This window comes from Streptomyces sp. NPDC050546, assembly GCF_044457425.1.
GTDB lineage: Bacteria > Actinomycetota > Actinomycetes > Streptomycetales > Streptomycetaceae > Streptomyces.
Genome location: NZ_JBITGX010000008.1, coordinates 164431 through 185982 on the forward strand (window position 1 = coordinate 164431; position 21552 = coordinate 185982).

General features: G+C 69.8%; 16 protein-coding genes. 6 read left to right on the plus strand and 10 right to left on the minus strand.

Annotation, left to right across the window (positions count from 1 at the left end):
• Window positions 1-132 precede the first annotated feature (132 nt).
• On the minus strand, window positions 133-507 hold the full coding sequence (locus ACIBK5_RS21220) for an NTP pyrophosphohydrolase (protein ID WP_399021428.1): 375 nt from the start codon (window positions 505-507) through the stop codon (window positions 133-135).
• Between the two features lie 82 nt (window positions 508-589).
• Between ACIBK5_RS21220 and ACIBK5_RS21225 the strand changes: the two genes are divergently transcribed.
• The 3 genes from ACIBK5_RS21225 (at window position 590) to ACIBK5_RS21235 (ending at window position 4869) form a co-directional block, all read left to right on the plus strand.
• Window positions 590-1606 (plus strand): hypothetical protein, encoded by a 1017-nt coding sequence (locus ACIBK5_RS21225; RefSeq protein WP_399021429.1) that lies wholly within the window; start codon window positions 590-592, stop codon window positions 1604-1606.
• Between the two features lie 219 nt (window positions 1607-1825).
• A complete protein-coding gene (locus ACIBK5_RS21230; RefSeq protein WP_399021430.1) occupies window positions 1826-3097 on the plus strand; it encodes a nucleotide sugar dehydrogenase in 1272 nt (423 codons plus the stop codon).
• Window positions 3094-4869, plus strand: coding sequence for a glycosyltransferase (locus ACIBK5_RS21235; RefSeq protein WP_399021431.1), 1776 nt, complete (start codon window positions 3094-3096; stop codon window positions 4867-4869). The genes ACIBK5_RS21230 and ACIBK5_RS21235 overlap by 4 nt, the downstream gene beginning before the upstream one ends.
• 62 nt (window positions 4870-4931) lie before the next feature.
• Here ACIBK5_RS21235 and ACIBK5_RS21240 read toward each other — a convergent pair whose 3' ends face one another.
• The 6 genes from ACIBK5_RS21240 to ACIBK5_RS21265 form a co-directional block, all read right to left on the minus strand.
• Window positions 4932-6356 carry a polysaccharide deacetylase family protein gene (locus ACIBK5_RS21240; RefSeq protein WP_399021432.1) on the minus strand — a complete coding sequence of 475 codons (1425 nt, stop codon included), beginning with the start codon at window positions 6354-6356 and terminating at the stop codon, window positions 4932-4934.
• Between the two features lie 59 nt (window positions 6357-6415).
• On the minus strand, window positions 6416-7867 hold the full coding sequence (locus tag ACIBK5_RS21245; protein ID WP_399021433.1) for a cellulose binding domain-containing protein: 1452 nt from the start codon (window positions 7865-7867) through the stop codon (window positions 6416-6418).
• Between the two features lie 161 nt (window positions 7868-8028).
• Entirely contained in the window at window positions 8029-10158 is a 2130-nt protein-coding gene (locus ACIBK5_RS21250; protein WP_399021434.1) for a 3-hydroxyacyl-CoA dehydrogenase NAD-binding domain-containing protein, read from the minus strand.
• On the minus strand, window positions 10155-11372 hold the full coding sequence (locus ACIBK5_RS21255) for a thiolase family protein (RefSeq protein ID WP_399021435.1): 1218 nt from the start codon (window positions 11370-11372) through the stop codon (window positions 10155-10157). Before ACIBK5_RS21255 ends, ACIBK5_RS21250 begins: the two co-directional genes overlap by 4 nt.
• 209 nt (window positions 11373-11581) lie before the next feature.
• Window positions 11582-12616: a LacI family DNA-binding transcriptional regulator gene (locus ACIBK5_RS21260; RefSeq protein ID WP_399021436.1), complete on the minus strand. Its 1035-nt coding sequence runs from the start codon at window positions 12614-12616 to the stop codon at window positions 11582-11584.
• A complete protein-coding gene (locus ACIBK5_RS21265) occupies window positions 12613-15018 on the minus strand; it encodes a glycoside hydrolase family 2 protein (protein WP_399021437.1) in 2406 nt (801 codons plus the stop codon). Before ACIBK5_RS21265 ends, ACIBK5_RS21260 begins: the two co-directional genes overlap by 4 nt.
• 164 nt (window positions 15019-15182) lie before the next feature.
• Between ACIBK5_RS21265 and ACIBK5_RS21270 the strand changes: the two genes are divergently transcribed.
• From ACIBK5_RS21270 to ACIBK5_RS21280, 3 genes are read left to right on the plus strand one after another with little or no spacing between them, the layout of a single operon-like run.
• Window positions 15183-16496 (plus strand): ABC transporter substrate-binding protein, encoded by a 1314-nt coding sequence (locus ACIBK5_RS21270; protein ID WP_399021438.1) that lies wholly within the window; start codon window positions 15183-15185, stop codon window positions 16494-16496.
• Window positions 16496-17374: a carbohydrate ABC transporter permease gene (locus ACIBK5_RS21275; RefSeq protein ID WP_399021439.1), complete on the plus strand. Its 879-nt coding sequence runs from the start codon at window positions 16496-16498 to the stop codon at window positions 17372-17374. The genes ACIBK5_RS21270 and ACIBK5_RS21275 overlap by 1 nt, the downstream gene beginning before the upstream one ends.
• A complete protein-coding gene (locus ACIBK5_RS21280) occupies window positions 17371-18201 on the plus strand; it encodes a carbohydrate ABC transporter permease (RefSeq protein ID WP_399021440.1) in 831 nt (276 codons plus the stop codon). The genes ACIBK5_RS21275 and ACIBK5_RS21280 overlap by 4 nt, the downstream gene beginning before the upstream one ends.
• An 85-nt stretch (window positions 18202-18286) precedes the next feature.
• On the opposite strand, the gene ACIBK5_RS21285 is transcribed toward ACIBK5_RS21280, so the two are convergent.
• The 3 genes from ACIBK5_RS21285 to ACIBK5_RS21295 all read right to left on the minus strand — a co-directional run bounded on the left by ACIBK5_RS21285 (window position 18287) and on the right by ACIBK5_RS21295 (window position 21469).
• Window positions 18287-19576 carry a ribonuclease D gene (locus tag ACIBK5_RS21285; RefSeq protein ID WP_399021441.1) on the minus strand — a complete coding sequence of 430 codons (1290 nt, stop codon included), beginning with the start codon at window positions 19574-19576 and terminating at the stop codon, window positions 18287-18289.
• 186 nt (window positions 19577-19762) lie between these two features.
• Window positions 19763-20425, minus strand: a complete 663-nt coding sequence (locus ACIBK5_RS21290; RefSeq protein ID WP_184589340.1) for a response regulator transcription factor — start codon at window positions 20423-20425, stop codon at window positions 19763-19765.
• A 369-nt stretch (window positions 20426-20794) separates the two neighbouring features.
• Window positions 20795-21469 carry a DUF3000 domain-containing protein gene (locus tag ACIBK5_RS21295; protein WP_399021442.1) on the minus strand — a complete coding sequence of 225 codons (675 nt, stop codon included), beginning with the start codon at window positions 21467-21469 and terminating at the stop codon, window positions 20795-20797.
• Window positions 21470-21552: the final 83 nt, after the last annotated feature.

A 21552-nucleotide genomic window follows, 5' to 3' on the forward strand; every position in this document is an offset into this window, starting at 1 on the left:
CGAGCGAAGCCGAGAGTGGGGGAGGCACCCCGCCACGCCGGGCTGCGGACCCACCCGGCCCCGGCACCGACCCCGCGCACCTCATGGCGCCGAGCCGCGCAACACCCCGGCCCGGCCGAAAACGCCCCGCACCTACGGACGTACCGTCCGCGGCCCCGCCACCTCCGCCCCCAGCTCCCCGACCCGCCGCCGCAGCTCCCGGTCCGCCGTGATCACCAGCACGGACCGGTCGTCGGCCGCCCCCGCGACCACCTCGACGATGTGATCGTCACCGCTGCCCGCCGCCGACTCCACCCGCACCCCCGGCACCGACTCCACCCCCCGGGCAGCCCCCTCCACCACGAGCAGGACCTCCACCGGCTCGGAAACCCCCGGCACCCCGTCCGACGCCAGCCGGTCCCGCAGCCGCTCCGCGGCACCCCGCCGGTCCCGCCACCAGCCGTCCGGTACCGATCCGACGACGTTCGCGGCGTCGACGACGACGAGGACAGGCGCGTTGTCGTTCATGCGGCCAGGGTCGCACGGCGGTTGTCGGCCAGGCAGGGGGCGGGCGGCGCACGGAGCCTTCCCGCCCGCATAAAGTGAACTGGTGAACGGCGACTGGCTCATCCGCGGCCGCGACGGCCGCCTCACCGTCTATCTCCCCTCCGGCGACGCCGTCCTGTGCCGTGCGGAACGCGGGCCCGCGGGCCCCTGGGACGCCGCCCGCACCGTCGGTGGCGGCCAGAAGCTGCACCCGGGCACGGCGATCGGGCAGGGTGCCGACGGCTACGCCCATCTGGCCGCCTGGCGGCCGACCGTGCCCGGCGAGTCGGGGCTCGTGCACTCGACGCACTTCCGGCCCCGGCTCGCGCCCCTGGACTGGGTCTCGATCGGGCATCCGGACAAGAAGGGTGACCGGACGGGCCCGCCGGCCGTGGCCGTGGACTCGGCGGGGCGTGGCTATGTCTTCGTCCGCAACAAGGGCGGCGGGGTGAGCCTGCGCAACCAGAAGGAGAAGGGTGGCTGGGGGCCCTGGCAGAACCTCGAAGGGCACGACGTGGAGGGCGAGCCGGCCGCCGTGACGGGGGAGTCGGGGCTGGTGGAGGTGTACGCCTCCGTGCCCGGCGGGGTGCTGCACTGGCGGCAGGAGGAGCCGGGAAAGACGCCGGTGCGGACGGAGGGCGTCGAGGTGCCCGTCCGGCCGGGGACGCTGCGGGCGCTCGCCACCTCCGCCGAGCACACCACCCTCTTCTTCACGGACACCTCGGGCGACGTGTGCGCCTGGCGGCCGGGCGAGAAGCCGGTGACGCTCATCGCCTCCGCCGGGCCCGGGCCGGTGTCCGCGGTGCGTTGTGACATCGACGGGCACGACTGCACCGTCCTCGCCCAGCGGTCGGCGAGCGGGCGGGTCGCCTTCGCCGCCTATCCGACCGAACAGGAGTCGGCCGGTGCCTGGTGGACCGAGTCAGGCCCTCAGCTGCCCTCCGACGCCGTGGTGGCGGTGGCGCTCGACGAGCGTGACGAGGTCGTAGCGGCTTCCCTCGCACCCTCGACCGGGACGCTGCTGCTCACCCGCCGCAAGGACGAACCCGGGCTCGCGCTGGAGGCCTGGCGGGAGATCTGACACCCGGACAGGACCGTTCCTTTTGTGGCTCCCGTCGCTCCAGACACACCAGATGTGTCAAGGGTTGTACGGATGTGTGCGTGACAAGGCGCACCTCGGGTGAACGTGGTCAAAAAGTGAAGGTCTTGTTAACCTCTTCGCACTTGTTCGATTTTGCGCGGGGGGCCGGTTGCTGTGCGCCTGGCCGGGGCCGTGGCAACGGGGTTGGGGAATGATGTCGTGAGCAGATCCTCCACGGTGGATCTTGTCGTTGTCGGACTCGGTTACGTGGGGCTGCCGTTGGCCAGGTCCGCGGCCGCCGCGGGACTGAAGGTGGTCGGCCTCGACCGCAGTCGCAGGGTGGTCGACGGGCTGAACGCCGGCTGTTCACATGTGGACGACATCAGCGACGCCGAAGTGCGCGCCATGCTGGGGCAGGGCTTCGAGGCCGTCGACCGGGCCGAGGTCATCGCCGAGGCCGCCGCCGTCGTGGTGTGCGTGCCGACGCCGCTCACCGACCACGGCGCTCCCGACCTCGGCGCGGTGCACGCCGCCGTGGACGACATCGCCGCCCATCTGCGGGCCGGCACGCTCGTGGTGCTGGAGTCGACGACGTACCCCGGCACCACCGACGAGGTCGTCCGCCCGCGCCTGGAGGCCGGTGGCCTCAAGGTCGGCGCCGACTTCCACCTCGCCTTCTCCCCGGAGCGCATCGACCCGGGGAATCCTTCCTTCGGACTGGAGAACACGCCCAAGGTCGTCGGCGGCATCACGGCCGACTGCACCAAGGCGGCCCGCGCCCTCTACGAGCGTTTCGTGAACCGGGTCGTCGAGGCCAAGGGCACCCGCGAGGCCGAGATGGCCAAGCTGCTGGAGAACACCTACCGGCACGTCAACATCGCGCTCGTCAACGAGATGTCGATGTTCTGCCGGGAGATCGGCGTCGATCTGTGGGATTCCATTCGGTGCGCGTCCACGAAGCCGTTCGGGTTCGCGCCCTTCTATCCCGGACCCGGTGTCGGTGGGCACTGCATTCCGATCGACCCCAACTACCTTTCGTACAAGGTGCGTTCACTGGGCATCCCGTTCCGGTTCGTGGAGCTTGCGCAGGAGATCAACCAGCGGATGCCCGTGCACGTGGTGAACCGCGCGGCCGATCTGCTCAACGACCAGGGGAAGGCCGTGCGCGGCTCCCGGGTGCTGCTGCTCGGCGTGACCTACAAGCAGGACATCTCCGACCAGCGGGAGAGCCCCGCGCTGGCCGTGGCGGAGAACCTCCTCGCGCGGGGTGCCGAACTCGTCTACTTCGACCCCCGGGTCGAGGACTGGCGCGTCGGCGGGGTGCCCGTCGAACGGGCCGGTGACTATCTCGCCGCCGCCGAGACCGCCGATCTGACCATCCTGCTCCAGCCGCACCGCGAGATCGACCTCGGTGAACTCGCCGACCGTGCCCGGGCGTTGTTCGACACCCGGGGCAAATCCGCCGACCACCCGCGGGTGGTCAAGCTGTGACTTCCGAAGATACGTACATACCCGGGGCCGTCGACTCCGGTGGGCGTCGAGCGCACCGGAAGCGGCGGCACCTGAAGGTCTCGTACTTCGTCTTCCTGGGCCTGGCCGCGCTGATCGCCACCCGGCTCGACGCCGGTTCCCTGCACCTGTACTCCATGGGTGCCATGGGTCTGCTGACCCTGAAGATGTTCGGCGCGCTCTTCTACCGTCCGGCCAAGGCCGGGCGGGAGGAGCTGGAGTACCTGGAGAACGCCTGGGTCACCGCGGTCATCCCGATCTACAACGAGGACCCGGTGATGTTCGAGCAGGGCATGCGCAGCCTCCTCGCGCAGAGCCGCCTGCCGAACGAGATCCACATCATCGACGACGCCAGCGCCAGCGACTCCGGCATCAGGGCCGCGAAGAAGCTGCGCCGCGAGTTCGAGGCCAAGGGCGTCAAGTACACCGTCAGCGTGCAGCCCGAGAACAAGGGCAAGCGCGAGGCGCTGGCGCTGGGCTTCGAGGCCGCGCCGTACTCCGACATCTTCCTCTGCGTCGACTCGGACACCGTGCTGTCCCGGGACACCGTGCGCGAACTGCTGCTGCCGCTGGCCGACGAGAAGATCATGGCCTCCACCGGCATGGTGCTGGCGCTCAACCACGACAGCAACATCTTCACCCGCCTCCAGGACCTGCGCTACGGCAACTCGTTCCTCTTCGAGCGGGCCGCGTATTCGCGTCTGAAGTCGGTGCTGTGCTGCTGCGGCGCGCTGTCCGCGTACCGCGGCACGCTGGTGCGCAAGTACCTGCCGGACTTCCTCAACCAGCAGTTCCTGGGCAAGCCGGCCGTCTTCGGCGACGACCGCCGCATGACCAACTACTGCCTGATGGAGGGCCAGGTCGTCTTCCAGGAGACGGCCGTCGGCTACACCGCCGTCCCCGAGAAGCTGCCGCACTTCCTGCGCCAGCAGGTCCGCTGGAACAAGTCCTTCTTCCGCGAGTCCCTGTGGGCCTTCCGGCACCAGAAGAAGTACCGGCCGGCCTTCTGGCTGACCTGCATGGAACTCGCGCTGTGGCTGGTCTTCGGCTCGGCGATGTTCTACTCGATGGTCATCCTGCCCATCATCAAGCCCCAGCAGTTCGTCCACCACATCGGCGACTACCTGATCTTCATGGTGCTGATGGGCTATCTGCGCAATGTGCGCTACCTCGACTTCCCGCGCCGCGGGATGGGCTTCGTCAAGCGGTTCGGCATGTTCCTGCTCGCGCCGATCTACGGCGTGATCCAGCTGACCCTGCTGACCCCGCTGCGCTTCTACGCCCTGTTCACCCTGCACAAGGGGAGCTGGGGCACCCGCCAGGGCGGCGTCGAGGTGTCGGTGGCCGGTGATCACGAGGACGATGTGACGGAGATCTTCGAGGAAGAGGACCCGTACTCCGACAAGAAGGTCACCGAGACGCTCCAGTTGATGCGTCTGGAGGGCGTGGCCCTGCGCACCCGGCCCCGCCCGACGGGCGGCATTCCGTCCCAGCCGCAGCCGATCCCGGGCTACGACGAGGAGCAGCACGCGGCGGTACCGCAGCAGCGTGTGAGCTGGGGGGCACCGGCCCCGGCCGGGCAGCAGCAGTGGCAGGGCGAGTACGAAGGGCAGCACGGGTACCCCGACCCGTACCAGCAGCAGTATCCGGGGCACGGCCACCCTCCGCAGCAGGGCGCGTACCCGTACCAGGACCCCTCCTGGCAGCAGCAGGGGCAGCAAGGACGGCAGGGGAACGGCCAGGGCGGCTGGTAGGCCCCGGGAGAGAACACGAGTGAGGGGCGGCCGGGGGGCCGCCCCTCACTCGTGTCCGGGCCTCAGGTGTACGAGGCCATGGCCTCCTCGACCGTCAGCACCGGGATGTCCCGGTCGTCGATCGCCTTCATCAGGGTCTCGAGACCGGCCTTGCCGATCTCGGTGCTCGTCGCCGGAGGGCCCTCGGTGACCTTGTGCAGACAGAGGATCAGCCAGTCACCGCTGTTCACGCACCGGTCGAGTCGGCCGCCCGCCGCGGTCAGCTTCGACAGCGCCGTACCGCCGATGCCGTTGCCGTCGTTGATGCCGGTCATTGCCTTGAGGCGGTACGGCATCGCCGGGGCGAACGACTCGATCGTCTCGGAGATGATCGACCGGGCCGTGGTGAAGTGCCGGCTCGCGATCTGGTCGACGGGGACGCCGTCGGAGGTCTTCTGGAACGCGCCGTGCGGGTAGGCGAAGTGCTCGCTGGTGAAGCCGTTGGACACCAGCCACTCGCGCAGCTTCCGGAAGTCGTCGTCGGCCTGCTCGGCGGTGAGCTTGGGATAGCTGGCCGTGTGGACGGCGTTGGCGTAGGAGTGGCCCGCCATCTCCCAGCCGGAGAAGTCCTGCATCGACTTCATCTGGTTCAGCGTCAGGAAGCTGCCCGTGCCGATGGCGTCGGCGATGTTGTAGACCGTGCCGGGGAAGCCGTAGCCGTCCATGACCGGCCGGGCCAGGTCGTGGATCGACTTGTGGGAGTCGTCGAAGGTGATGGAGACGACGCCCTTGGGGAAGACGGAGACCGTGTCCGGTATCAGCTCGACGGCCTGGAGCCGGTAGGTGACCGGGCCGCCCGCGTTGTCGTACACCGCGAACGACATGTCGGTGAAGCCGGTCTTCGTGGACGGCTTGCCGTCGGCGCCGATGGAGTACGTGCCGGCCGCCCCGTTCACGTCCGCCCACTGGAGGTGGACCGTCACCCACTCGCCGGACTGGACGTAGTTGGCCCCCGTCTTGGAGTGGGCGTGGAACGTCCAGGCGAAGTGGTTCGCGAGGGAGCCGCTGCCCAGGTAGAAGACCATCTTGGCCAGGTTCGTCACGTCGTCGACGCGGAAGACGAGCCGGATCATCTTGCCGGTCAGGCTCATCGCCGACAGGCCGGTCTTGCGGACGTAGGACTGCTTGCCGGTGCCGTTGGTGGTGACCCGGACCGACTGGGTGCCGCGCACGAACTGGGACTTGTCGTTCGCCTCGGCCGACGTGGTGCCCGCGCCGCCGGGAGTCCAGCCGTGGGAGGCCTGGAACTGCTGGGACCAGCTGGCCCGGCGGTACTTGGGGCGGCGGCCGGAGGGGGCGTAGAGGGGCGGCGTGGTGAGACCTCCGATGGCGCCTTCGGCGGCCGGTGCGGCGGCGGGCTGGGCCACCACCTGGCCCAGCCACGCGCCGCCGCCGGCCATCGCGACGCCTCCTGTACCGCCCATCAGCAGTGCGGAACGCCGGCTCACCACCGGCTTCTTCTCCGCCTCCGCCGCAGCGTGCCTGTGGGCGTTGGACCGCCTTTTCCTCACCGGGACTCCCGAACCGTGTCGAAGTAGTTCATACCCTTGTCGGTGAAGCCCTCGACCGCGGACTGGACTTCGTTCACCGACAGGGTTTCGTTCGCGTTGTAGTAGAGCCAGTCCACCTTCATGTCCCACGCACGGTCGCCCTTGAACGGCAGATCGATGAACCAGTGGTTGAAGTTCACCGACATGTCGGCGCGCGGGGCGTACTTCCCATTGCTGAGGAAGAGTTTCTCGCCGTCCATCCAGTACGCGACCACGCCGTCCTTCACCCTGATCATCACGGTGTGCCAGGCGTCGAGGCTCTTCTTCGTGGTCTTGTAGACGCGGTCGTTCGTCTTGTGGTCGTACCAGGTCACGGTGTCGAGCTTGGGACCGGGCCGGCCCCAGCCGCCGTTGGGCATGTACTCGTTGTCCAGCTCGCTGTACTTCGAGCCCTTGCCGCCGATGGTGTAGAAGGTCTGGTTGACGTGATCGCCGGCGTCTCCGGAGGACGGCTCGTCGCTGAAGTGGATCCGGGCCGCGTAGGTGCCGTCGCGGAACTTGCCGGCGGCCGTGCCGAGGCTCGCCTGCTTGGTCCCGGACTTGGTGCCGTCCGTGCTCGCCCGCAGGTTGAGCACCTGGCCGTCCGCCAGGGAGCCCTTGGCGGTGGGGAAGGTGACGCCGTCGGCCGACCAGGTGTTCTCGATACCGGGGCCGCCCTTGCTGGTGCGGACCAGCCAGCCGTGCTTGAACAGGGCCGGGTCCTTGGCGCCCTGGTAGGTGAAGTCGTCGAAGAGCACCCCGGCCGGGGGAGCGGGCACCGGGTCGGGCGCGGCGGCCTTCGCCGAGGCCTTCTTCTCGTCGCTCGCCTTGGTGCCGTCCGGCTCCTCGCCCCAGGCGAGGACGCCCCGCTTGTACGCGGTGACGTTCTCCGCCTCCTTGTAGCTCGTCATCTCGGCGTCGAAGGAGCGGTCGTCGGACTGCTTCAGCTTCTTGTGGTCGGTGCGGAAGAGCTGGAGGTCGATGCCCTTGCTGTTGGCGCCGGGCTTCAGGCTGCCCGCGCCCTCTCCGAACCTGACCTCCAGGTAGTGGTCGGCGGTCTCGGTGGCCTTGTCCATCGCCACGATCCGGCCGGCGACGTTCGAGCAGCCGAAGACGGCGTTGACGCAGTTGAAGGCGTACGGCGCGGCGCCCGGGGCGTCGTCGGCGGTGAAGTAGTACCGGAGCGTCACATCGCTCAACGGCAGTGCCTTCTCCGTGTCGTTGAAGACCTCCAGCGACGGCTTGGCCACCGGGGCCGTCGCCTGGGTGTCGGTCCGGTACCGGACCTTCAGCTCGGGCGGATCCGGGTTCGCCGCCTTCCACACCGGATAGAGCGCCGTGCCGCCGGCGGCGACCACCGCCACGAGGAGCAGGAGTCTGATCTTGGGCCAAACCCTGCGTCCGGCTGGGCGGCGGCGGGAGGACGCCACGGAGACTCCTTCTAAGGCATCCGGTGGTCTCTGGTGGAGACCGTCAGAGCCGGGTAAACAATGGTCGGATTGTGTGAGGATCCTATCTGTGTGTGCATACAAAAAGGGGGGCGGGTGCACGGATTGTTACCGTACGCCCCACCCCCCTCAGGGGTTACGCGTTACGCGGGGATGCTCGCCACGCCCTGCGCGAGGAACCTCTTGCCGTTGACCCGCTCGGAGACGCCCTCGCGGTCCAGGTACGGCGTGATGCCGCCCAGGTGGAACGGCCAGCCGGCGCCCGTGATGAGGCACAGGTCGATGTCCTGCGCCTCGGCGACGACGCCCTCGTCCAGCATGATGCCGATCTCCTGCGCCACCGCGTCCAGCACGCGGGTGCGGACCTGCTCCTCCGTCAGGACGCTGTCGCCCTGCTTCAGCAGCGCGGCGACCTCGGGGTCCAGCTCCGGCTTGCCGGAGTCGTAGACGTAGAAGCCGCGCTTGCCCGCCTTGACGACGGCCGCGAGGTTCGGGGAGACCGTGAAGCGGTCGGGGAACGCCCTGTTGAGGGTCTCCGAGACGTGCAGACCGATCGCGGGGCCGACCAGCTCCAGCAGGACCAGCGGCGACATCGGCAGACCGAGCGGCTCGACGGCCTTCTCGGCGACCGCGACCGGGGTGCCCTCGTCGATGACGTTCTGGATCTCGCCCATGAAGCGCGTCAGGATGCGGTTCACGACGAACGCCGGGGCGTCCTTGGTGAGGACCGCGGTCTTCTTCAGCTTCTTGGCGACGGCGAACGCCGTGGCCAGGGAGGCGTCGTCGGTCTTCTCGCCGCGCACGATCTCCAGGAGCGGGAGGACCGCGACCGGGTTGAAGAAGTGGAAGCCCACGACCCGCTCGGGGTTCTTCAGCTTCGACGCCATCTCCGAGACGGAGAGGGAGGAGGTGTTCGTCGCGAAGATGGCGTGCGCCGGGGCGACCGCCTCGACCTCCGCGAACACCTGCTGCTTGACGCCGATCTCCTCGAACACGGCCTCGATGATGAAGTCCGCGTCCGCGAAGCCCTCGGCCTTGTCCAGGACACCGGTCACCAGCGCCTTGAGGCGGTTGGCCTTGTCCTGGTTGATGCGGCCCTTGCCGAGCAGCTTCTCGATCTCGGCGTGGACGTAGCCCACACCCTTGTCGACGCGCTCCTGGTCGATGTCGGTCAGCACGACCGGCACCTCCAGGCGGCGCAGGAAGAGGAGGGCGAGCTGGCTGGCCATCAGGCCCGCGCCGACCACGCCGACCTTGGTGACCGGGCGGGCCAGGCTCTTGTCCGGGGCGCCGGCCGGGCGCTTGCCGCGCTTCTGCACCAGGTTGAAGGCGTAGATGCCGGAGCGCAGTTCACCGCCCATGATCAGGTCGGCGAGCGCCTTGTCCTCGGCGTCGTAGCCCTGCTGGAGGTCGCCGTTCTTGGCGGCGGCGATGATGTCCAGCGCGCGGTAGGCGGCCGGGGCGGCGCCGTGCACCTTGGAGTCCGCGATGAAACGGCCCTTGGCGACGGCCTGGTCCCAGGCCTCGCCGCGGTCGATCACCGGGCGCTCGATCTCGATCTCGCCCTTGAGGACGGCAGCGGTCCAGATCAGCGACTGCTCCAGGAAGTCCGCGCCCTCGAAGATCGCGTCGGCGATCCCGAGCTCGAAGACCTGTTTGCCCTTGAGCTGCTTGTTCTGGTTGAGGCTGTTCTCGATGATCACCGAGACGGCCTTCTCCGGGCCGATCAGGTTCGGCAGCAGGGCGCAGCCGCCCCAGCCCGGGACCAGACCGAGGAAGACCTCGGGCAGCGAGAACGCCGGCAGGGCCGCGGAGACGGTGCGGTAGGTGCAGTGCAGACCGACCTCGACACCGCCGCCCATCGCGGCGCCGTTGTAGTACGCGAAGGTCGGCACGGCCAGCTTGGACAGCCGCTTGAAGACCTCGTGGCCGCCCTTGCCGATGGCGAGGGCGTGCTCGTACTCCTTGAGGATCTCCACGCCCTTGAGGTCGGCGCCGACCGCGAAGATGAACGGCTTGCCGGTGAGGCCGACGCCGACGATCTCGCCGTCCGCCGCCTCCTTCTCGACCTGGTCGATCGCGGCGTTCAGGTTCGCCAGCGAGGCCGGGCCGAAGGTAGTCGGCTTGGTGTGGTCGTGGCCGTTGTCCAGGGTGATCAGGGCGAAGCGCCCGGCACCGAGGGGAAGGTCGAAGTGGCGTACGTGCGCACTCGTGACGACCTCGTCCGGGAACAGCTCGGAAGCCTGCTTGAGAAGCTCGGCGGTGGTGCTCACTTGTCCCCCTCGAAGTGCGGGTTCTCCCAGATGACCGTCGCGCCCATGCCGAAGCCGACGCACATGGTGGTCAGGCCGTAGCGGACGTGCGGCTGCTCCTCGAACTGCCGGGCCAGCTGCGTCATCAGACGGACGCCGGAGGAGGCCAGCGGGTGGCCGAAGGCGATGGCGCCGCCGTACTGGTTGACGCGAGCGTCGTCGTCGGCGATGCCGTAGTGGTCCAGGAAGGCCAGGACCTGGACGGCGAAGGCCTCGTTGATCTCGAACAGGCCGATGTCGGAGATCGACAGGCCGGCCTGGGCCAGCGCCTTCTCCGTGGCCGGGATCGGGCCGTAGCCCATGACCTCCGGCTCGACGCCCACGAAGGAGTAGGAGACCAGGCGCATCTTCACGGGGAGGTCGTTCTCCCGTGCGAACTCCTCGGAGGCGATGACCGAGGCGGTGGCGCCGTCGTTCAGACCGGCCGCGTTACCGGCGGTGACCCGGCCGTGCACACGGAACGGGGTCTTGAGGCCGGAGAGGTTCTCCAGGGTCGTGCCCGGGCGCATCGGCTCGTCGGCGGTGACCAGGCCCCAGCCCGTCTCACCGGCCTCGGGGGAGGTGCGGCGTACCGAGATCGGCACCAGGTCGGCCTGGATCTTGCCGTCGGCGTACGCCTTGGCGGCCTTCTCCTGGGAGCGCACGGCGTACTCGTCGGCGCGCTGCTTGGTGATCTGCGGGTAGCGGTCGTGCAGGTTCTCCGCGGTCATGCCCATGAACAGGGCCGACTCGTCGACCAGCTTCTCGCTCACGAACCGCGGGTTCGGGTCGACGCCCTCGCCCATGGGGTGGCGGCCCATGTGCTCGACACCGCCGGCGATGGCGACGTCGTACGCACCGAAGGCCACCGAACCGGCCACGGCGGTGACGGCGGTCAGGGCGCCCGCGCACATGCGGTCGATGGAGTAGCCCGGGACGGACTGCGGGAGACCGGCCAGGATTCCGGCCGTGCGGCCGATGGTCAGGCCCTGGTCACCGATCTGCGTGGTCGCGGCGATGGCGACCTCGTCGATCTTCTTCGGGTCGAGACCGGGGTTGCGGCGCAGCAGCTCCCGGATCGCCTTCACGACGAGGTCGTCGGCACGGGTCTCGTGGTAGATGCCCTTCGGTCCCGCCTTGCCGAACGGGGTGCGGACGCCGTCGACGAAGACGACGTCCCTGACGGTACGAGGCACGATGGCTCTCCTCCAGGGTCCGGAACTGCCTTGCTGCTGCGAGATGCGCTGAGCGCGCGCTCAGGCCCATGCTACTTACGGGTAACGTACCTGCACAGTCCTGACAGGCGGAGCGGCGAAGGTCACACCCGATGAGGGCAGCGCCCTGCTTTCAGGGGCGCGGGGAACTGCGCGAGCAACCCGGCACGGCCTGCACCCCCGTACGGCGCTCACCGAGGCGGCGCTGTGGATCCCCGAGGCGTCAGCACCGGTGTCGGCACAGGATGGGACCCACCCTCACCCCCGGTGATCACCGAGAACAGTGTCCTCGCCACGTCCGCTCCAAAACCGTGCACGTCATGGCTCATAGCCGAAAGCGTCGGATGCGTCAGCCGGCACAGCTGCGAGTCGTCCCACGCCAGCAGCGACACGTCGTCCGGCACCCGCAGCCCCATCTCCGCCGCCACCGACAGCCCCGCCACCGCCATGATGTCGTTGTCGTACACGATCGCCGTCGGCCGGTCCGGCGGCGCGGCCGTCAGCAGGCACCGGGTCGCCCGTGCCCCCGCGTCCCCCGAGAAGTCCGTCGCGACCTGCCACGCCCCGGCCAGCGCCAGCGCCCCCGCCGCCTCGTCGAACGCCGCCGTCCGGATGGCCGTGTGCCCGAGGGCCGCCGCCCCGCCGACCCGGGCGATCCGCCGGTGCCCGAGCGCCGCCAGATAGCGCACCGCCTCCGTCACGGCCGTGGCGTCGTCCGTCCACACCGAGGTGAGCCCCCCTGTCAGCGAGGGATGCCCGACCGCGACCACCGGCAGCCCGAGCCGCTCCACCAGGCCCACCCGGGGATCGTCGGCGCGGAAGTCGACCAGGATCGACCCGCCGACCTGCCGCCCCCGCCACCACGCCTCCTGGACCCCTACCTCCTCGTCCATGTTCCGTACGAGCCGCAGCAGCAGGGAGCAGGAGTGCTCGGCCAGCACGCTCTCGACACCCGAGACGAACTCCATGTACCAGGGCTCGAGCCCCAGCACCCGCGCCGGCCTGCACACTGCGAGACCCACCACGTCCACCCGCGAACCGGCCAGCGTCCGCGCCGTGAGGTTCGGCGTCCAGCCCAGCTCCCGCGCGGCCCGGAAGATCCGATCCCGGGTCGCCTCCGACAGGCCCGGCTTGTGGTTGAAGGCGAGCGACACGGCACCCTTGGACACACCGGCACGCGCGGCGACGTCCTTGATGGTGACGCGGGGGGCGGGCGTCGCCGTCATCGGGTGGGCTCCACGCAGTACAGGGCCGAACGAGCACTCCGGGCGTCCGGGGTCTGCCAGCCGCGTACCCCGATGGTCACCTCTTCGCCCGGCAGCAGCGTGACCAGCCCCCGGTCGGCCCGGGCCGCCGGATCCAGCCGGTCGGCCTGGAGCAGCAGGTCCCGGACCAGGGTGCGGGCGGTCACGGTGATACCGCCCGGGGCGAGCGCGACCTCGAATCGCGGTGCGGGGTAAGGGACTTCGCGGTCCGGTACCGGGAAGTGCAGCGCCCGCAGGCCGTCCGCGTCCCCGTCCGCGTCCGCGTCCGCCACCAGGAACTCCTTCGGCCCGACGGGCGTCAGCTCGCGCGGGACACCGACCCGGCTCACGGCCCGCCTCCCGGCCGCCAGTTCCACATCCGCCTGCCCCAGCACCTCGCCCTCGACGGACATCCGGCGCAGGGACAGCGTCCCCCTCCACTCCTCCGCCCCCTGGTTCACGGCGGCCAGCACCAGCCCGCCGTCACCTTCCCGGAGCGTCAGCAACCGGTCCGCGTACAGCCGCTTCAGCTCGTGGTACAGCGGCTTCTCACGCCCGTCGCCGTCGATCGCCGCCCACGAGGTCACCGGCCAGCAGTCGTTGAGCTGCCAGACGACCGTGCCCGCGCACACCGGCCAGTGCGAGCGCCAGTGCTCGATCCCGGCGGCGACGGCACGCGCCTGGTTGACCTGCGTCAGATAGTGCCAGCGGTCGAAATTCCCCTCCGGCACGGCGAAATGCCGGGCCAGTCCGCGCTCCAGCTTGCCGTTGCCGTCGTCGGCCTTCTGGTGGTGCAGCATGCCGGGGGAGTCCGGCGCGAGCGCTTCCCCGGGCAGTGCCCGGCGCAGGGTGGCGTACGCGGGCGGCGCCTGCCAGCCGAACTCGGCGACGAACCGCGGCACGCTCAGCCGGTAGTCGGCGTAGTCCTCCCGGTTCCACACCTCCCACGAGTGATGTGTGCCGTGCGCCGGGTCGTTCGGATGGTGCCGCCAGGACCCCGACCAGGGACTGCCCGCCGTGTACGGCCGGGTCGGGTCCAACTCGGCCACCACCCGCGGCAGCACGCCCAGGTAGTAGCCCTCGCCCCAGGAGTCCCCGGCCAGCCTCGGCTCCCACTCCCAGTCCCGGAAGCCCCACAGGTTCTCGTTGTTGCCGTTCCACAGCACCAACGACGGATGCGGCATCAGCCGTACGACGTTCTCCCGCGCCTCGGCCTCCACCTCGCCGCGCAGCGGCTGCTCCTCCGGGTAGGCCGCGCACGCGAACGGGAAGTCCTGCCAGACCAGCAGCCCGAGTTCGTCGCAGGCGTCGTAGAAGTCCTCGCTCTCGTAGAGCCCGCCGCCCCAGATCCTTACGAGGTCCACGCCCGCTCCGGCGGCCTGCTCCAGCCGCTCGCGGTAGCGCTCGCGGGTGACGCGGGACGGGAAGACGTCGTCGGGGATCCAGTTGACGCCGCGTGCGAAGAGCCGCTCCCCGTTGACGACGAGGGTGAACCCGGTGCCGTGCGCGTCGGGCCGCCGGTCGAGTTCGACGGTCCGGAAGCCGATCCTGCGCCGCCACACGTCGAGGGCGCCGCCCTCGCCCAACAACCTCAACTCGACGTCGTACAGCGGCTGTTCGCCATACCCGCGCGGCCACCACAGCTCCGCGTCCGGTACCCGCAGCCGTACCACCCCGTGTGCCCCGTCCAGCTCCGCGCGGGCCCGCACCCCGCCCACCGTCGCCTCCACGGCCAGCGGCACCTCCACCCGGGTCCGCTCGACGTCGACGGCCAGTTCGACGACCCCCACGCCCTCCTCGACGGTGACCAGCGGACGCACCCGGGCGATCCGGGCCGTCGACCAGTGCTCCAGGCGCACCGGCCGCCAGATCCCGGCCGTGACCAGGGTCGGCCCCCAGTCCCAGCCGAAGGAGCAGGCCATCTTGCGGACGTACTGGTAGGGCTCGGCGTACGCGGCGGGCCGTTCGCCCAGACGTCCCCGCACGGCCTCGGCCTCGGCGTAGGCGGAGACGAACCGCACCGACAGCAGCCCGGACAGTCCCGTCACATCGAAGCGGTACGAGCGGTGCATGTTCCGCACGGTGCCCAGCGGCCGACCGTCCAGGGAGATCTCGGCGACGGTGTCGAGCCCGTCGAAGACCAGGTCGGTCTGCTCCTGCGCGAACGACACGGATGGGGCGGACGAGACCCCGAGCTTCCGCTCGTACGTCCAGTCCCGGCGCCCCACCCACGCCACCTCGGACTCGCCCTGGCCCAGGAACGGATCCGGGATCACCCCGGCCGCCATCAGGTCGGTGTGCACGCAGCCCGGCACGGAGGCCGGCAGTGTGTCCGACTCGTGCCGCAGGATCCATCCGTCGCCGAGCGGTGTGGCCTCCAGCATGCGCACTCCCTTAACCGGTCCAGTGAAGAGTCGAGTCCAGGTTTCGCAGCGTTGGCGGGAATGGGACTTTACCGGTTGAGGAAAGCGCTGTCAGAGTGCCGAACCAGCCATACCGCACGTGCTCTTCCGTCCCGAGTTCTCCTCCGCGAACGGAGCTGATGCACATGAACCGCCGTACCGTCCTCGCCCTCGCCGTGGGCGCCGCCCTGCTCGCCTCGGGCTGCACCGGTACCGGAGGCACCTCCCAGGGCGCGGATGCCGAGGCGCCCGACGATCCCGGCAAGGTCAGCGGGAACATCACCGTCCTCACTCACCGGACCGACCTCGTGCAGGACGGGACGATGAAGAAGTACGCCGCCGAGTTCAACAGGACCTATCCCAAGGTGAAGGTCGAGTTCGAGGGCCTCACCGACTACGAGGGTGAGGTCAAGATCCGTATGAACACCGAGAACTACGGCGACGTCCTCATGATCCCGGCCGTGATCGAGAAGAAGGACTACCCGAAGTTCTTCGCCTCGCTGGGCACCCAGGCAGAGCGGAGCAAGAAGTACCGCTTCACCGACTACTCCTCCGTCAAGGGCAAGGTCTACGGGCAGAGCCCGATCGGCGTGGTCCCCGGCTTCGTCTACAACAAGAAGGTCTGGAGCGCGGCCGGCGTCACCGACTGGCCCACCACCCCGGCCCAGTTCCTCGACGGCCTCAAGGCGATCAAGGCCAAGTCCGAGGCGGTCCCGTACTACACCAACTTCAAGGACATGTGGCCGCTGACCCAGTGGACGAACGTCAACGGCTCGGTCGGCTGCGACACCGGGGCCACCACGCGTCTGGCCGAGGGCGACCCGTGGGCCGACGGCGCCGATCTGCGGGTCGGTGACACGCTGCTCCACGACATCGTGAAGTCGGACCTGATCGAGAAGGACCCGACGACCACCAACTGGGAGGCGTCCAAGCCCAAGCTGGCCAAGGGCGAGATCGCCACGATGTGGCTCGGCTCCTGGGCGATCGTGCAGATGCGGGCCGCGGCGAAGCAGGCCGGCACCGACCCGGCGGACATCGGCTTCATGCCCTTCCCCGCACAGAAGGACGGCACGTTCTGCGCGGTGACGTCCCCCGACTACCAGCAGGCCGTCAACGTCAACTCCGACCACAAGGCCGCCGCCCGCGCCTGGATCGACTGGTTCACCGACAAGTCCGGCTACGCGGACGCCAACCTCGCCCTGTCGCCCCTCAAGGACGCTCCGCTGCCCGACGTCCTGAAGCCCTACGAGGAGGCCGGCGTGAAGCTCCTCGACATCGACGACACCAAGGGCGCCGAGGTCAAGTCCATCGACAACCAGTCCGAGGTCGGCATCTACAAGCCCGACTACCGCCAGGACCTCGTCGATCTCGCCCGCGGTGCGCGCAAGGGCGGCCTGGACGACTTCCTCGCCGGACTCGGCGACAAGTGGACCGAGGCACAGCGGAACCTGGGGTCCTGATGGCCCGGTCCACCCGGCGGTGGCGGGGCGTGACGCCCTGGCTGTTCCTCCTCGCCCCGCTCGTCCTGCTGATCACGTTCACCTACGCGCCGATCGTCAACATGGTCGCGTACAGCTTCACCGACTGGGACGGCGTCAGCCCCGAGCTGCGTTACACGGGCGCCGAGAACTACGCCGAACTCTTCACCCGCTCCGAGCTGTTCGAGGTGTTCTTCGTCAGCGGGTACTACCTCGCCGCGTCCGTGGTGCAGATCGCCGCCGCCCTCTACTTCGCGACCGTCCTGAGCTTCAACGTCCGCTTCCGCAACTTCTTCAAGGGCGTGCTCTTCTTCCCGTACCTGATCAACGGCGTCGCCATCGGTTTCGTGTTCCTGTACTTCTTCCAGGACGGCGGCACCCTGGACGCGATCCTGAGCCTCGTCGGCTACGACGGCGACCGCGCCTGGCTCGGCACCCCCACCTCGGCCAACGTCTCCCTCGCCGGCGTCTCGGTCTGGCGGTACATGGGCCTGAACTTCGTCCTGTTCCTCGGGGCGATCCAGTCCATCCCGGGGGAGTTGTACGAGGCGGCCGAGATCGACGGGGCGAACCGCTGGCAGCAGTTCCGCCACATCATCGCGCCCGGCATCCGGCCCGTGCTGAGCCTCTCGGTGATCCTTTCCGTCTCCGGGTCGCTGTCGGTCTTCGAGATCCCGTACATCATGACCGGCGGCGCGACCGGCACCGAGACCTTTGTGATCCAGACCGTGAAGCTGGCCTTCCAGTTCAACAAGACGGGCCTCGCCTCGGCGGCGGCCGTCGTACTGCTGCTGATCATCCTGGCGGTGACCTGGGTGCAGCGGCGCCTCGTCCCGGACGACAAGGTGGACCTCGTATGACGCGCCGTACGGTGGCCCGGGCCCTGGTGTACCTGTCCCTGGTCCTCGCGACACTGGTCGTGTTCCTGCCGCTGGCCGTGGTCTTCCTGACCTCGCTGAAGACCTCCGGGGAGATGGCGGACGACAGCGGCGCGCTCACGCTGCCCGACGACCCGCTCAACTTCTCCAACTACGTGACGGCGTTCCAGGACGGCCGGATGCTCTCGGCGTTCGCCAACACGGCGATCGTCCTGGTCGTCGCCGTCGGGGGCACGATCCTGATCGGCTCGATGACGGCGTACGCCATCGACCGCTTCCGGTTCCGCTTCCGCAAGCTGGTCCTGGCCCTGTTCCTGGTCGCCGCGCTGGTCCCCGGGGTGACCACCCAGGTGGCCACCTTCCAGATCGTCAACAGCTTCGGCATGTTCGACAGCCTCTGGGCGCCGATCGCGCTCTACATGGGCACGGACATCGTCTCGATCTACATCTTCCTGCAGTTCGTACGATCGATCCCGGTCTCGCTCGACGAGTCGGCCCGGCTGGACGGCGCCAACGCCTTCACGATCTACCGGAAGATCATCTTCCCGCTCCTGAAACCGGCGATCGCGACAGTCGTGATCGTGAAGGGGATCAACGTCTACAACGACTTCTACATCCCCTTCCTCTATATGCCCTCCGAAGATCTTGGCGTGATCTCGACGTCCCTGTTCCGCTTCAAGGGCCCGTTCGGCGCCCACTGGGAGACCATCTCGGCAGGCGCGATCCTGGTCATCGCCCCCACCCTGATCGTCTTCCTGCTCCTGCAGAGGTTCATCTACAACGGCTTCACTCGAGGCGCAACGAAGTAGACGCCCTTCTTTCAGGGGCGCGGGGAACTGCGCGAACAACCACAACAGGCCCGCAGCCGCCGTACGACGAAAACCGCTACGGCGGCTAGGCCTCCTTGACGGCCAGCGCCTCCACCAGCACGGGAGTCACCTGCTCGACCTGCCACGGCCGCGCCCCGTACCCGGCGAGGGCCGCCTCCACAGACTCGGCATCCACAACCGTCGGCGGCTCCCAGCAAACCCGCCGCACCGTGTCCGGCGTGATCAGATTCTCCTGCGGCATGTTGACCTGCTCGGCCAGGGCCGAGATCTTGGCCCGGGCCGCCGACAACCGCGCCGCGGCGACGGGATCCTTGTCGGCCCAGGCCCGCGGCGGCGGCGGCCCCGCCACCTGCTGCCCCGGCTGCGGCAACTGCGCCTCGGTCAGCGCCTTCGCCCGGTCCACGGCCGCCTGCCACTGCTCCAGCTGCCGCTTGCCCGTCCGGTGTCCGAAACCGTTCAGCGCGGCGAGCGCGTGCACGTTGGCGGGAAGGGCCAGCGCGGCCTCCACGATGGCCGCGTCCCCGAGCACCTTGCCGGGCGAGACGTCCCGCCGCTGCGCGATCCGGTCCCGGGTCTGCCACAGCTCCCGTACGACGGCCAGCTGCCGCCGCCGGCGCACCTTGTGCATGCCCGACGTACGACGCCACGGGTCCTTGCGCGGCTCCGGCGGCGGGGCCGAGGCGATCGCGTCGAACTCCTGGCGGGCCCACTCCAGCTTGCCCTGCCGGTCCAGCTCCTTCTCCAGCGCGTCACGCAGGTCCACGAGCAGCTCGACGTCCAGCGCCGCGTACCGCAGCCAGGGCTCGGGCAGCGGCCGGGTGGACCAGTCGACCGCGGAGTGTCCCTTCTCCAGGACGAAACCGAGCACGCCCTCGACCATCGCGCCGAGGCCGACCCGGGGGAAGCCGGCGAGCCGCCCGGCCAGCTCGGTGTCGAAGAGCCGCGTCGGCACCATGCCTATCTCGCGCAGACAGGGCAGGTCCTGGGTGGCGGCGTGCAGCACCCACTCGACGCCGGAGAGGGCGTCGCCCAGGGCGGACAGGTCGGGGCAGGCCACGGGGTCGATCAGAGCCGAGCCGGCGCCCTCGCGGCGCAGCTGCACCAGATAGGCGCGCTGGCCGTAGCGGTAGCCGGACGCCCGCTCGGCGTCGACGGCGACCGGGCCGGTGCCCGCCTCGAAGGCGGCGATCACCCGGGCCAGGGCGGTCTCGTCCGCGATCACGGGCGGAATGCCCTCGCGCGGCTCGAGCAAGGGGGTCGGCGCCTCCGTAGCAGAAGATCCGCCGTCGTCCGGAGGGGCGCCTCCGGTGGTTCGCAGTGAGCTGTCTGCTGCGGTGTCGTGGGCGTCGGTCACATGTCAAGGGTATCCATGTATGGACAGCGCCCGCCGACGGAACGTTCCGTCGGCGGGCGCCCGAGGGTCGCAAACCAGTCACGTCGGGGAAGTACGGGGTTCGCGAGCCGCGCATGAGGTGAAGGGGACCGGCGGCCGATCCCGTTCACGTGAGTGAATGATCACAAAGGGTCATGGTGGAGTGGATCAGTGGATGATCCCGGTCCGCAGCGCCACCGCCACCATGCCGGCGCGGTCGCCCGTGCCGAGCTTGCGGGCGATGCGGGCGAGGTGGCTCTTGACGGTCAGTGCGGACAGGCCCATCGAGACGCCGATTGCCTTGTTCGACTGGCCCTCCGCGACCAGTCGCAGCACCTCGACCTCACGGCCGGACAGTTCGCGGTAGCCGCCCGGGTGACTCGGGGCACCCGGGGGGCGGCGGTGCAGCCGCGCGGCGGCGGCGCCGATGGGGGCGGCGCCCGGCCGGGTGGGGAGCCCGACGTTGGTACGGGTGCCGGTGACGACGTAACCCTTCACTCCGCCGGCGAGCGCGTTGCGCACGGCGGCGATGTCGTCGGCGGCGGAGAGGGCGAGGCCGTTGGGCCAGCCCGCCGCGCGGGTCTCCGACAGCAGGGTGAGGCCGGAGCCGTCCGGCAGGTGGACGTCGGCGACGCAGATGTCGCGGGGGTTGCCGATGCGGGGACGAGCCTCCGCGATGGACGAGGCCTCGATGACATCGCGCACACCGAGCGCCCACAGATGGCGGGTGACGGTGGAGCGGACGCGCGGGTCGGCCACGACCACCATGGCGGTCGGCTTGTTCGGGCGGTAGGCGACCAGGCTTGCGGGCTGCTCGAGGAGAACGGACACCAGGCCTCCTGGGGTGCGGGACGGGGCCGGCTCGTGGGGATGAAGCCGGGACGAACCGTGCTTTCAAGGTCACAGTCGTCTTCGGCACCGAACCCGTCCGCCTTTAGAGAATGATCACGATTCGGTGATAACAATCCGTGCAATTCGGACACGCGGTCGATCATTCGAAGGTCGAACGGTTTCGCTCTGCGTCGTTACGCGGTCGAAAGTGGCCGTATCGACAAAGTGATTCGGCCAAGAGGGGGACGCGGGTGTGATCGTCGACCGGACATGGCTGACCGCCCCGCACAAGGTCGATCAGTGCGGGGCGGTCAGGGGTCGTTCAGCGGGCCAGAGGCCACGGGGGGCCTGGAGTCAGCGGGCCCGGGGTCAGCGGGACTGGGGCCCCCGCCGCTGCGGCAGGGTCACCACCGACGCGTCGCCAGGACCGGCCGGCGGCAGTCCCGCGACCTGGGCGAGCAGATCGCACCAGGCCGCCAGGTGCCCGGCCGTGTCCGGAACCCCGCCCATGCCCTCGCGCGGCGTCCACGACGCGCGGATCTCGATCTGCGAGGCGGCCGGGCGCGCGGACAGACCGCCGAAGTAGTGCGAACTCGCGCGCGTGACGGTGCCGCTCGGCTCACCGCACGCCAGCCCGCGCGCCTGGAGCGCGCCGGTCAGCCAGGACCAGCACACCTCCGGCAGCAGCGGGTCCGCCGCCATCTCCGGCTCCAGCTCCGCGCGCACCAGCGTCACCAGCCGGAACGTGCCCCGCCAGGCCTCGTGCCCCGCGGGGTCGTGCAGCAGCACCAGCCGGCCGTCGGCCAGGTCCTGGTCGCCGTCGACGACCGCCGCCTCCAGCGCGTAGGTGTAGGGGGCGAGCCGCTGCGGCGGGCGCGTCGGCTCGATCTCGATCTGGGGCCGCAGCCGCGCCGTCCTGAGCGCGTCGACGGCGGACCGGAAGGGCAGCGGGGCGGTGTCCGCCTCCCTCCGGTCGTTCTCGGTGTCCTTCGCTTCGTCCGTTCCGCCAGCGTCGTCCGACAGTCGTCCCTGAGCCGCAGCCATGCGGGAAGGTTACGGGGACCGGGCCCCGGGTGCCGGGCTAGACACCCCGCACCGCTCCAGGGGCTGAATCGCGCTCCTTGACG